This window comes from Acrocarpospora sp. B8E8, assembly GCF_039871605.1.
GTDB classification, from domain to species: Bacteria; Actinomycetota; Actinomycetes; order Streptosporangiales; family Streptosporangiaceae; genus Acrocarpospora; species Acrocarpospora macrocephala.
Map to the genome: position 1 here is coordinate 389960 of NZ_JBDPLV010000001.1, position 12840 is coordinate 402799.

Sequence of the window (12840 nt, forward strand, 5' to 3'; positions counted from 1 at the left end):
ACGAGAATGAGCGCTTTACCAGCCAAGGCCCACGTATCCAGGGAGTTCCCGGCGCTGGGCGGCGTCGGGGAGACGGACGAGATCGATGATCGTGCGGTCGCCGGCCGCGTCGAGCGCGGACAGGACGGTGGGCGTCGTGCATCCCACCACGCACACCTCCGCGTGCGCGAGCACATCGTCGGCGGAGGTGGTGAGCAGATCGCCCAGATGCGGCAGCCTGCTCTGGATGTATTCCCGGTTCGCACCCATCAGGTGCGACAGCGTAACGGTTTCATCGTAGATACGAAGGTCGTATCCCTTGCCGAGGAGAAGTTCCGCTAGTTCGACCAGGGGGCTTTCGCGGAGATCGTCCGTACCGGGTTTGAAGGACAGCCCGAACAGGCCGATCCGCTTGCGGCCGGTGGCGGCGACCAGGTCGAACGCGCGGCGCAGATGGTCCTCGTTGGAGGGCAGCAGGTGGGACAGGAGCGGGATGGACACGTCCGCGCGGCGGGCGGCGTAGACCAGGCCGCGCAGGTCCTTGGGCAGGCAGGAGCCGCCGAAGGCGAAGCCGGGCCGCAGGTAGGCGGGGCTGATGTTGAGCTTGCGGTCGGCCACCAGCATGTCCATGACCTGGTAGGAGTCCAGGTCCATGGCCCGGCAGACGGCGCCGATCTCGTTGGCGAAGGCGATCTTCAGCGCGTGGAAGGAGTTCTCCGCGTATTTCGACATCTCGGCGGCCACGATCGGGACCCGGAAGATGTCGCCGGGCAGCCCGTCGTAGAGGGCCGCGACCAGGTCGCCGCTGGCGGGGTCGTACTCGCCGATGACGGTTTTGGGCGGGTCGAAGAAGTCCTTGACGCTGGTGCCCTCGCGCAGGAATTCCGGGTTGACCGCCACCCCGAAATCGGTGCCCGCGGTCAGCCCAGAGGCACGTTCCAGAATGGGAATGAGCAGGTCGGTGCAGGTGCGCGGGAGCATCGTGCTGCGGAAGACGATCGTGTGCCGCCGCCCCTGGCCGGCCAGCGCGGCGCCGATCTCCTCGGCCACCCGCTCCAGGTAGGTGGTGGAGAGGCTGCCGTTGGGCGCGGACGGGGTGCCCACGCAGACCAGCGAGATCTCGGTGGCCGACACCGCCTCGGCGACGTCGGTGGTGGCCCGGAGGGCGCCGCTGGTGACCATCTCGGCGGTCAGGTCACCGATGCGCTCCTCGACGATGGGAGCCTGGCCGCGGTTGATGAGCTCCACCTTGAGCGGATTCACATCCACGCCGACGACCTGGTGCCCGCGGGCCGCCAGGCAGGCCGCGGTCACGCAGCCGACGTAGCCGAGCCCGAAAACGCTGATTCTCATGGATACGGCCTCTCACCTGTGTCCGCCACGGAGTCTCCTTACGATTTGTCGTAGTCCGGGCCCCAATGCCGATGATTTCGCTACCGTGATCATGGAGTTCCTGGCCCGCCGCACGGCGAGCCGGGCGGAGCTCCTGGTCACGAGTCCTTGGCAGACCACGCTCTCGCCGGTCTTGGCGCGGCGCTTGTACTCGTCGTCGCCGCGGCCGAGGTCGATCCGGGTGACGCCGAGCGCGGGAGCGGCCGATACCAGCTCCCGCAGCAACATCCAGCCGGGGGCGAGCGCGGAGAACTCCGGGTCGTAGACGGGGAACCACCAGTGCAGGACGTTCCCGGAACGGATCCCGAAGTGCGCCGCGACCAGGTGCGGGCCTGCGTGCAGGGTGGACAGGATGCCGCCGAAGTCGGGGTCGCGGGTGTGCATCAGCCGCGTCATCAGGTCGCGGCGGCTCTGGTCGGCGAAGTAGTCGGCGACGCCGGTCGCCGCGTACTGCCCGCGCTTGAGCTCGATCACCCGGTCGAGCGACTCGGCGTCCACCGCGTCGGCGGCGAACCGCACGCTCCCGTGCGTGCGCTCGGCTTTCGCCGTGCGCCGCCGGGCCTGGCCCATGTTGTCCTTGCCGCTCTTGGACGCCCGGCCCAGGTAGCCGTCCAGGCCGCCCGTGGTGTCCAGGTACGGCGAGACGCGGCGCGACTCCACCCAGGGGTCGAAGTCCGAACAACTCTCCACGAGATGGTCGAATTCAAATCCGCGCACGCCCGATTGAAGTAACTGGAGCGGCTGGATCGAGGACCCGGGCGCCAGGATCGGCCCCTGGAAGTCGGCGGCCGGCCAGCCCGCCGGTCGGGTCAGCGTCTTGTCCCTGTGGAACGGCAGGAATGCGGAGACTCGGCCCATCTCGTCGCGGCCCACGGCGACCTCGACCCTCGCCTCCTGATGGACGGCGGCCGCGAACCCCGGATGGAAGTACGGGCTGTCCAGGAGCGGATTAGCGGCCCGGAGCGTGTGCCAGGCGTCGATCTCCTCGGCGGAGAGGGCGTCGAAGCCGACCACGCGCACGTTCGCCGTACGGACGGCGGCGGGGGTCTCGCCGACGGACCAGCTCATGGTGGGCCTCCCAGATGACCGCAGCGCTTCGCGGAATGATGTGCGATTTGTCGAACCTACGGTGATCGGTCATCGATCCGATGAGTGTACCGATACGCCGGAAAGGTCTTCGCTGGCGAAAGCCTCGGCGAAATGCCCGCCCCCCGACGGACATTAGGCACGGCGATTGGACCGTTCCGAAATCACGGGTGAACAAAAAAGCACGGGTTTGTGTGACTCCCGCACGGCCTGGGAGGAGAGGCGGGCGGCCCACCGGCATGCGGCGGTCACGCAGCGCGACCGCGGTAATCCGGCGGGGTGCAGACATCACAACGGACTCATCGTGTGTCGAGCTACAGGCGTTACCTTCACTTTTCAGGTTTACGTAGATTTCATCCGCAGAAGATCGGACAGATCGCGCTATTGGCGAGGACGTGCAGTCCGTTTGCGCCGATAATGCGGCGCAAACGAACTGGCGTCCATATTTTCAGGCCTTGCCCTCGTACGCGAGTGCCACGTCCTCCGGCATGCGCTCCAGATCCGAGACGCGCAGGAAGTCCCGAAGCGAGGTCCCGGTGCAGGCGCAGTCGACGTTCGGCGCCTCCCGCCGCTTGATCACGTCCTCGATGTTGACGGTGCGGAAGTCGATGCTGAACCGGGTCCGCCCCGAGGTGTTCGGCACCGAGGAGTGCAGCTGGTTGCCCGAGAAGATCATGACGCCGCCGGGCTCGGGGACCAGGGTGACCCGTGGCTCCAGCTCGATGGGCTCCTCCGGCTTGGGCTGCTCGCGCGTGTCGACCCCGATGTGCTGGGCCGCGTTGAACCGGCTGGTCCGGTTCCACTCGTAGTAGTCGTATTTCGCCGAACCATTTTTGACGGGGTTGCTCCAGTACCGAGGATGAAATGTCATGACATTCTCGGGTACTACGTCGAAGATGGGGATCCACCAGTTGACCTGGGAAAGTGGTGCGGAGTACCAGGTGTCCCGGTGCGGGTGGAAGGCGTACGCGATACCGGTCGTCAAGTAGTCGTTGGAGGTGGACGAGCGCATCCGCGGCACGTCGAAGTAGGTCGTCTCGGGGTCGCAGCCGAAGGCGACGAGCATCGCCTGGAGCAGCTCCTTCGACCGGGGGTGGTGAATGAACGAGGGCTTCAAGCTGGACAGGATGCCCGCGAACTCCTCCACCGGAAGCTCGTGCTGGGCAAGCTCGGGATCGCGCTCGCCGAAAGCCTCTGTGATCATCCCTTTGGCGAACTCGATCAAGGCCGTCGATTCCGTACGGGCTGGATAGAGGAGCACCTGGCCGTCGAAGAGCCGGGAACGCCGCTCGTCATCGTCGAAGCGAGGGTTCGAGTAGGTAACTGTCACGGGACATTATCGGCACGTGGGAACGTTCCGTTACCAGAGTGGAGTTGTGCCGCATACCACTCAACTGTCCGCCTCAGGCCGTCCTCCAGGCCCACCTTCGGACGCCATCCCAGCTGGTCAGCGGTGCTGAGGTCGGCGATCTGGGGGAGGTCCAGCGGCCGGTCGGGGATGGTGCCGAACTTCGGTTCCCGCAGGCTGCCGACGACTTTGAAGAGCAACTCGACGGTGTGCCGCACCGACGTCGCGGTGCCCGTCCCGATGTCGATCTCCGCACCCGCCTGCTCGGCCCGCAGGGCCGCCACGAACGCCTCCACCACATCGTCGACATAGACCCAGTCGACCAGCTTGGCCCCGCTCGTCAGGCGCGGCTCCTCCTCCCGCAGCAGCGCCAGCGTCAGGTACGGCACCAGCTTCCCGGTATCCCACTGCCCGGGCCCGTAGACCATCGTGGGCCGCAGGATCGTGACCGGCAGCCCCCACAGCCGATTGAACTGGAGGGCGTAGCCGGTCGCCGCCCACTTCGCCATCGCGTACGGCGAGGGCGGCGGCGTGAAGTTGTTCCCCTGCCGGGGTTCCTCACTCGATCCGCACATGATCACCCGAGCGCCTCCGGCCGCGGCGACCAGCACGTTGACCGTGGTCAGCAGGTTGCACTCCAAGGTCGACAGCACCACGCCCCTGTCCCGGGCCCCGTTGACCTCGCTGGCCAGGTGAAAGACCACCTCCGGCCGGGCGATGGTGAACAGCTTCTCCACGGCGTCGCCGGCGCGCAGATCGCAGACGTGCCAGACCTCTCCATGCGCGGATTCCCGGGGGACCCGCGCGACCGCGTGCACATCAAGGCCGAGCGAACTCAACCGTCGAGTGAGATGGGTGCCGATGAATCCGTTTGCTCCGGTGACCAGGACTCTCGTGGGTGCCATCCACGCTCCCTCTGGTGTGACGGGGACTATCCGGGCAATACCGTCCATCGCCGGGAGGGCCGCAGCAGCCACGTCACCGACGTCTTCGAAATCTTGCGGCCGGCCAGCGCTCGTACCGACTCGCCGAGCAGGACCACCAGGTAGTACACGGCGCCGGCCAGCCACCCACGGCGGCGGCGGAACAGTTTCACCTTGTTGACCAGGAGTAGTGCGGCCAGCGCCGGGTTGACGCCGGAGTCGCCGCCGATGTGTTCGATCAGGGCTTCGGGTTCGTACCAGTGCGTCCAGCCTAGGTCGGCGGCCCGGAGCGCGAATTCCGTCTCCTCGCTGTAGAGCAGGAATGACTCGTCCCACGGGCCGATCGCGCGGATGGCCGGCACCGAGATCAGCATCGCCGCCCCGGTGGCCCAGACCACCGGGCCCGCGTTCTCGTACTCGCGCGGGTCGGTGATCAGCTCGCCCAGTCGCCCGATCCGGCCGGCCAGGCTGCCGCCGATGATCGCTTCGATCGCGGCCCGGCCGATGGTCGGCATCCGGCGCAGCGACGGTTGTAACGATCCATCGGGGTTGACCATTTTCGGGACGGTGACACCCACGCCCGGTCGTTCCAGGGCCCGGACCAGGGGTGCGATCGATTTCGGGGGTAGCCGGCAGTCGGGGTTCAGCACGTATACCGCGTCGAGCTCGTCGAGGTCGAGTGCGGCGATGCCCGCGTTGATCGCGGCCGCGTACCCGGCGTTGCGGCCCAGTTGGACCACCGTCACCGGGACCTCGGCCGCCGCCGCCAGGGCCACGCAGTCGTCCTTGGAGGCGTTGTCGGCCACCACGACCTCGGCCAGTTCCACGCCTCTGGCGCCTTCGGGGAGCGAGGCGAGGCAGCCCGCCAGCACGTCCCCGCTGTTGTAGGTGACGATCACGACGGCGACTCGGGGGATCTCGCGCATGTCAGCCACGCACCCGCTTCACGGTCCGCGCGACCAGCCGCCGGGCCCGCAGCGCCGGCGAGGCCGTGTCGTCCAGCACCCGCCTGATCCAGTTCGCGTCCAGGTCGCAGACCAGGCTGGTCCGCGCCTGGAGCCAGGAGCCAGGCGTGGCCTTGCCCCCGTCGCAGGTGTAGGCCAGGGTCACCCCCGCCTGGCGGAGCCGCCGCAGCACGTGCCGGTCGTAGGAGCCGAACGGGATGGCCACCCGAGAGACCGGCTGCCCGGTCAGCTCGCTGAGCGCCTGATGTGCCCCGGTCAGCTCCTCCTCGGCCTGCTTGTCGTCGATCTGCCGCCAGTCCCGGTGCGCCCAGCCGTGCGAGCTGACCCGCATGCCCGCCTTGAGCAGGCTGCGCACGTCGTCCTCGGTCACCCGGCCGGGCTTGCCGAACTCGCCCGCCAGCACGAAGAACTCGGCGGTCAGGCCGCGGTCGAGCAGCCGGGGCAGGGCGATCCGCACGTCGGAGGAGTTGCCGTCGTCGAAGGTGATGCGCACGTCGTCGCGGCCGACGACGGCGTCCAGCACCTGCTCGAACTGCGCGATGTTCACCCAGGTGCGGTCTTCGCCCGGATCGAACTCCCGCTCGGCCGGCCCGATCCCGTGCACCGTCAGGTTGATGACCCTCCCCACGCGTGTCATGCCTCTCTATCCGGGTGAATATGGGTTCTGTTACTGAGATACCGCATAAATGCGAGTGGTCCCGAAGACGTCAATTTCCCGCGCCCGTCCCCGGGTGATCGTGCGGAGATGCCGGAACCGTCCGGTGCTCAGCAGGAAGGGCTCTTCGACCGGATTGAAGTAGATGACCTTGACTGGGCGCGGCCTGCGGTCCACCGAGGCGAGCAGGTTGGTGATCGCGGCGGCGAAGATCTCACCCCGGAACGGGTTGTTCAGGAAGACCACCGTGACGTCGTCGGGGATCTGGTAGTCGAGCACGTCGGACTGCACCAGATCGACCCGGTCTCTGCGGATCGGGAGCCGGGTGGATTTGAGGTTGGCGCGGGCCACCTCGGTCAGCTCGCCCGACAGTTCGACGCCGATCACCTTGCGGAACGGGAAGCGGGCGGCCGCCTCCAGCACCATCCTGGCCTTGCCGGAACCCAGGTCGATGAAGACGTCGTCGGCGCCGACCTCGCGGGCCGGGAGCGTACGGCGGAGGGTGCCCCAATTGGCGGGCGAGTAATAGACACGTTCGTGATGGGCCAGCCCGAACTGGTCGAGCAGGGCGAACTCCGAGGTTTCCACCCCATAGCGGCGGTCGAAGACCAGGTGACTCACCCGCTGCCGGACTCGGCGGACATTACCGGCCAGCAGGCCGCTGAATGCTCCGCCGACCTCTTCGGCCGCGAATTCCAGAAAAGGGACAGTCTCCAGCAGAACGGTCACATCGCCTCCACGGATCGGCTGGAACGATACAACGAACCTACCGCCGTCACACGCCACATGACAGCGGTCGATCCGTATATGTCCCGATATACTAGTTAATCCGGAACCGCGCTTTAAACCCGTTCTAATCCGGTTATTAGCCGATCTGTCGCCTGCAGGTCGTGCAAACGCCAGCCCTTTTTCAGCTGATCCGCCAGGTGTCTCCCCCGTGCAGCAGGTCGGCCAGGCTGCCCCGGCCCTTCTGCGCGGTCGCCGCCGCCAGCTGGTCGCTCATCAGCTCGTCGTAGGACGGCCGGTCCACCGAGCGGAAGATGCCGATCGGCACGTGCGCGAAGGCGGGCTCGTCCAACCGGCTGAGCGCGAACGCCAGCGACGGGTCCGGGTGGTGCGCGTCGTGCACCAGGATCTCGTCCTCGCGCAGCGACGCCCGGGGCACGACCTCCACGCCGCCGGTGGGCGCGAGCCGGACCGCCTGGTCGGCGAAGACGATCGGCTGGCCGTGCTCCAGCCTGACCGTGATCGCGTCCCGGGTCGCCGGGTCCTTCATCATCTCGAAGGCGCCGTCGTTGAAGATGTTGCAGTTCTGGTAGATCTCCACCAGCGAGGTGCCCTGATGCGCGGCGGCCTCGCGCAGCACCGACTGCAGGTGCTTGCGGTCGCTGTCCAGCGTGCGTGCCACGAACCCGGCCTCGGCGCCGATGGCCAGCGAGATCGGGTTGAACGGCCGATCCAGCGACCCCATCGGCGTCGATTTCGTGATTTTCCCGATTTCGGAGGTGGGCGAGTACTGCCCCTTCGTCAACCCGTAGATCCGGTTGTTGAACAGCAGGATGTTCAGGTTGACGTTCCGCCGCAGCGCGTGGATCAGGTGGTTCCCGCCGATGGACAGCGCGTCACCGTCCCCGGTGATCACCCACACCGACAGATCCGGCCGCGAGGCGGCCAGCCCCGTCGCGATCGCCGGAGCCCGCCCGTGGATCGAGTGGAACCCGTAGGTGTTCATGTAGTACGGGAACCTGGACGAGCACCCGATACCGGACACGAACACCGTGTTCTCGCGCTTGATGCCCAGCTCCGGCATGAACGACTGCACCGCGGCCAGGATCGCGTAGTCCCCGCACCCGGGGCACCAGCGCACCTCCTGGTCGGACTTGAAGTCCTTCAGCGTCTGCTTGCCCTCGGCCCGGGGGACGAGCGCGAGCCCGCGCCCGTTCTGATGGCCGTTCACCGTCATCTCACTCACTGTCGATCACGTCCTGGATCACGCCTGCCAGCTCCTCGGCCTTGAACGGAAGCCCTCGAACACGGTTGTAGCTGATGATGTCCACCAGGAACTTGGCCCGCAGCAGCAGCGCCAGCTGGCCGAGGTTGATCTCCGGCAGCAGCACCTTGTCGTAGGACTTCAGCACCTCGCCGATGTTCTTGGGGAACGGGCTGAGGTGGCGCAGGTGGGCCTGGGCCACCTGACCGCCCGCTCTGCGCACCCGGCGGATCGCCGCCGCGATCGGGCCATACGTGGACCCCCAGCCGAGCACGAGCACCCGGGCGGACCCGGACGGGTCGTCCACCTCCAGATCGGGCACGTCGATGCCGTCGATCTTGGCCTGCCGGAGCCGGACCATGAGGTCGTGGTTGTTGGGGTCGTAGGAGATGTTGCCGGTGCCGTCGGCCTTCTCGATGCCGCCGATCCGGTGCTCCAGGCCGGGGGTGCCGGGGATCGCCCAGGGGCGGGCGAGCGTCTCGGTGTCCCGCTTGAACGGCAGGAAGGTGCCGTCGTCGCTGTTGACCTCGGTGGTGAAGTCGACGGAAATATCCGGCAGGTCGTCGACCTCCGGGAGCTTCCACGGTTCCGAGCCGTTGGCCAGGTAACCGTCAGACAGCAATATGACCGGTGTGCGGTACTTTAGGGCGATTCGTGCGGCTTCGACGGCGATGTCGAAGCAGTCCGACGGGGTCGAGGGGGCGACGACCGGGATGGGGGATTCACCGTTCCGGCCGTACAGCGCCATGAGCAGGTCGGTCTGTTCGGTTTTGGTGGGCATGCCGGTGGACGGTCCGGCGCGCTGCACGTCCACGACGATGAGCGGCAGCTCGGTGGTCACCGCCAGGCCCACGGTCTCGGCCTTGAGCGCCACGCCGGGCCCGGAGGTCGTGGTCACCCCGAGCGCCCCGCCGAACGCCGCGCCGAGCGCCGCGCCGACGCCCGCGATCTCGTCCTCGGCCTGGAAGGTCCGGATCCCGAACCGCTTGTGCTTGGACAGCTCGTGCAGGATGTCAGAGGCCGGAGTAATCGGATAAGACCCCAGGAACAGCGGCAAACCCGACTGCACAGATGCGGCGATCAATCCGTACGCCAAGGCCTGGTTGCCGGAGATGTTGCGATAGATCCCGGGCGCCAGCTTGGCCGGCTTGATCTCGTACGACACCGAGAACGCCTCGGTCGTCTCGCCGTAGTTCCAGCCCGCGTTGAAGGCCGCCACGTTCGACCTGGCGATGTCCGGCTTTTTCGCGAACTTCGACTCGATGAACTTGATGGTGGCCTCGACCGGCCGGTGGTAGAGCCACGACAGCAGGCCCAGCGCGAACATGTTCTTCGCGCGTTCCGCGTCCTTCTTGGAGATCTGGAACTCTTCCAGCGCCTTGACCGTCAGCGAGGTCAGCGGCACCGAGTGCACCCGCCACTCGCTCAGCGACTCATCCTCCAGCGGGCTCTCCGCGTAGCCGACCTTGGCCAGGTTGCGCTTGGTGAACTCGTCGGAGTTGGCGATGATGTCGGCCCCGCGCGGGAGGTCGGACAGGTTCGCCTTGAGCGCCGCCGGGTTCATCGCGACCAGGACGTTGGGCGCGTCCCCGGGGGTCAGGATGTCGTGGTCGGCGAAGTGGAGCTGGAAGCTCGATACGCCCGGCAGGGTGCCCGCGGGAGCGCGGATCTCGGCCGGGAAGTTGGGGAGAGTGGAGAGGTCGTTGCCGAACTCGGCGGTCTCCGCTGTGAAGCGGTCTCCGGTCAGTTGCATACCGTCGCCGGAGTCACCCGCGAACCGGATGATCACGCGGTCGAGTTGCTGAACCTGTTTGGTCACAGCTGCTCAATCCTCCTTGACGCGACCGAGCGCAGGAGCTCGTCGCGTTCTTGTCTTCATGCTAGATCCCCGGAACTACGAAAAATTGTCGTAGTTTGCTCTTCGCCGAGGGTGTGACTTACGCGGAGCGGTCGGACAGTGATCCTGGGGCCATCAGGGGGGAACGTCACTGTTGTCAGGTCGCCCGGCGACACAGCCCCGACGCGAGCCGGCACAGGTCTACGTGTCGACGCGTGAAGAGGATGTTTCGGGTCACGCTGTCTAACTATATGTCCCCGCCGCTCTCACGGCAGCGGTTGCCCACGACGCGAGACGGCAGCCGTCCCACCTGCGTCGTAGGTGTGGCCGGGGGCGAGTTGCCCAGGGCCGTACAACTCGGGCACGGTGACGAGCGTGAACCCGCGCGCGGCGAGACCCGCCACGATCGCCGGGATGGCGTCGGCGGTGGCCGGGTTGGTGTCGTGCAGCAGGACGATCGAATTGCGCCGCACCCCGCCCAGCGTGCGCGCCGCGATCGCGTCGGGATCCTCGTCCCGCCAGTCCTTCGGGTCCACGTTCCACTGCACCACGGACAGGCCCAGCTCCCTGGCGACCTCGGTCACATCCGGATCGGTCGCGCCGTAGGGCGCCCGGACCAGCGTCGGCGTGTTCCCGGTGATCCCCTTGATGAAGCTCTGGGTACGGCTCAGCTGCTCGTACACCCGGTTCTCCGGCAGCGTGGTGAGATCTCGGTGGGACCAGGTGTGGTTGGCCACCTCGTGCCCGCGCTCCCGCATCCTGGCCAGCAACTCCGGCCGGACCGCCGCGTTCGACCCGACCGTGAAGAAAGTGGCCCGGTTGTCGCCGAGCGCGTCCAGCACCCGCGCGGTGTTCGGCCCGGGGCCGTCGTCGAAGGTCAGCGCCACGCAGGTGAGGAGCGCGCAGTTCACCCGGCCCTTCCGATCGCCAGCCGTGCCCAGGTCCGGCGTGCCCGCGTTCGGTCCGGACCGCCCGCCGCCCCCGCTCATCGTGACGATCTCCGGTACGGTCGCCGGCTTGGCCTTCTCCACCGCGTGCCTGGCCCGCCGCCCGAACGGCGTGAGCAGGGCGTCGGCGTCCTTGCGCGGGATGGCGGCCGCGATCCGGCCCATCGAGCCCGGGGCGACCTGGTAGTCGTCGAACTCCGCCACCAGATCGCCGCGGGAGTTGAAGTCCAGCGAGTCGAACAGGAGGGGGTCGGGGCGCACGGCTTCGGAGTCCACCGCGGGGTCGCGAGCCAGGTGCTGCTTGACCAGGGCCGCCAGCAGATCCAGGTCGTTGACCAGCTGGGCGGAGCGGAGCACGCGGCCGGCCGGTCGGTCGTACCAGAGGGTTCTGGTGGAGTTGGCCCAGCGGGTGCCGGCGAACTCGCCGGTGCGCAGCCGGACCCCGACCACGTCGGGGGAGGCGGCGGTGAGCTGCCAGTCCACGTTGTATTCGGGGGCGGGGAAACGGTCGGCCGTCTTGGTGTGGGCCGTGTAGTAGTTGGCCGCCTTGGTCATGTCGGTTTGCAGCCGCTTGTTGAGCGCGGGGGTGTCGGCTAGGGAGGGGTAGCTGAGGTGCAGGTGGGGTTGCCGTGATTCGCCGGAGATGGTCTCCGGGTTAAGGCCTTGGACCGAGGCCGGGTCGACGTAGGTGAGCATGGTCGGCTCTGATGCCAGCGTGACGTGATCTTCGGGGTTGCCATCACCTGAGGAGGTGACTACGGCGCATCCCGCGCTCAGCGCGACACACAGCGTAATTCCTCCGGCGAATCGAAGTGAGGGCATGTATGCCACGTTAGGACGATTTGTCCCCCCGCCATACCGCTTTGTCATTGTTTGGGCGTTTCTTTGACTGGAGTGTGGCAGGTCTGTGGCAGTGACATGGCCGATCCTTCGGATCGCGGGCTTGGCAGGGATGTTGGCCGCGACTCCGGATCGACGGGCTTGGCAGGGACGTTGGCCGCGCCTCCGGCACGGCGGCTTGGCCGCCCTCGGCCTGTGTTCTCCCTCGTCACTCCGGCCGCCTCGCGACCCGCATTCCTCAGTCCAGGCGCAGTCGCGGCCGTGTCTATGGCCGCGCCTCCGGCACGGCGGCTTGGCCGCCTTCAACCTGTGTCTTCCCTCGTCACTCCGGCCGCTCCGCGATCTGCGTTCCTCAGTCCAGGCGCAGTCGCGGCCAAGCTGGGACATACGACTCAGAGGGCAGGAATTGCCCAGGGGCTGTTGGGTTAACCTCGTTTGGGGGGTTGCGCAGGAGCGAGGAGGGCTGATGACCGGATATTTCGAGTCATACGTGGTTGTGGCCGTTTTGCTCGGGGTTGGTGTGGCGATCTTCGCGGGTGGGCTGCTGGTCAATCGGTTGCTTCGGCCCGATCGGCCTACGGCTGAGAAGCTGACCACTTACGAGTGCGGGGTCGACCCCGTTGGTGAGGGGTGGGCGCAGTCGCAGATCAGGTACTACGTGTTCACCTATCTTTACGTGGTCTTCGCGGTGGACGCGGTGTTCCTGTTCCCCTGGGCAACCGTTTTCGCCGATGTCGGCTTCGGTCTCACCACGCTGGTGGAGATGTTCGTCTTCCTGGCGTTCATCGCGCTGGGCATCCTGTACGCCTGGCGTAAACGCGTGCTCGCCTGGACGTGATTCGAGGAGGAGAATGCCACGCATGGCCGATCTTCCGATG

Annotated in this window: 11 protein-coding genes; 1 reads left to right on the forward strand and 10 read right to left on the reverse strand. The window is 67.2% G+C overall.

Features of this window, described 5'->3' with window-relative positions:
• Positions 1-15: 15 nt before the first annotated feature.
• From ABGB08_RS01825 to ABGB08_RS01870, 10 genes are all read right to left on the reverse strand, one after another.
• Entirely contained in the window at positions 16-1332 is a 1317-nt protein-coding gene (locus ABGB08_RS01825) for a nucleotide sugar dehydrogenase (protein WP_347585452.1), read from the reverse strand.
• A gap of 12 nt (positions 1333-1344) precedes the next feature.
• Entirely contained in the window at positions 1345-2439 is a 1095-nt protein-coding gene (locus tag ABGB08_RS01830; RefSeq protein WP_347585454.1) for a GNAT family N-acetyltransferase, read from the reverse strand.
• A gap of 466 nt (positions 2440-2905) precedes the next feature.
• Positions 2906-3787: a phytanoyl-CoA dioxygenase family protein gene (locus tag ABGB08_RS01835; RefSeq protein WP_347585456.1), complete on the reverse strand. Its 882-nt coding sequence runs from the start codon at positions 3785-3787 to the stop codon at positions 2906-2908.
• Entirely contained in the window at positions 3784-4710 is a 927-nt protein-coding gene (locus ABGB08_RS01840) for an NAD-dependent epimerase/dehydratase family protein (RefSeq protein WP_347585458.1), read from the reverse strand. Before ABGB08_RS01840 ends, ABGB08_RS01835 begins: the two co-directional genes overlap by 4 nt.
• A gap of 26 nt (positions 4711-4736) precedes the next feature.
• Entirely contained in the window at positions 4737-5654 is a 918-nt protein-coding gene (locus tag ABGB08_RS01845; RefSeq protein WP_347585822.1) for a glycosyltransferase family 2 protein, read from the reverse strand.
• 1 nt (position 5655) lies between these two features.
• Positions 5656-6330: a polysaccharide deacetylase family protein gene (locus tag ABGB08_RS01850; RefSeq protein WP_347585460.1), complete on the reverse strand. Its 675-nt coding sequence runs from the start codon at positions 6328-6330 to the stop codon at positions 5656-5658.
• 30 nt (positions 6331-6360) lie between these two features.
• Positions 6361-7077, reverse strand: coding sequence for a methyltransferase domain-containing protein (locus tag ABGB08_RS01855; protein ID WP_347585462.1), 717 nt, complete (start codon positions 7075-7077; stop codon positions 6361-6363).
• Positions 7078-7258: 181 nt separating this feature from the next.
• Positions 7259-8311 (reverse strand): 2-oxoacid:ferredoxin oxidoreductase subunit beta, encoded by a 1053-nt coding sequence (locus ABGB08_RS01860; RefSeq protein ID WP_347585464.1) that lies wholly within the window; start codon positions 8309-8311, stop codon positions 7259-7261.
• Position 8312: 1 nt separating this feature from the next.
• On the reverse strand, positions 8313-10157 hold the full coding sequence (locus ABGB08_RS01865; RefSeq protein WP_347585466.1) for a 2-oxoacid:acceptor oxidoreductase subunit alpha: 1845 nt from the start codon (positions 10155-10157) through the stop codon (positions 8313-8315).
• Between the two features lie 284 nt (positions 10158-10441).
• The gene (locus ABGB08_RS01870; RefSeq protein ID WP_347585468.1) at positions 10442-11944 is read right to left on the reverse strand and encodes a polysaccharide deacetylase family protein; all 1503 of its coding nucleotides are present in this window, start codon (positions 11942-11944) and stop codon (positions 10442-10444) included.
• 484 nt (positions 11945-12428) lie between these two features.
• On the opposite strand from ABGB08_RS01870, the gene ABGB08_RS01875 reads away from it, so the two are divergent.
• Positions 12429-12800: an NADH-quinone oxidoreductase subunit A gene (locus ABGB08_RS01875; protein ID WP_347585470.1), complete on the forward strand. Its 372-nt coding sequence runs from the start codon at positions 12429-12431 to the stop codon at positions 12798-12800.
• The last annotated feature ends 40 nt before the right edge of the window (positions 12801-12840 follow it).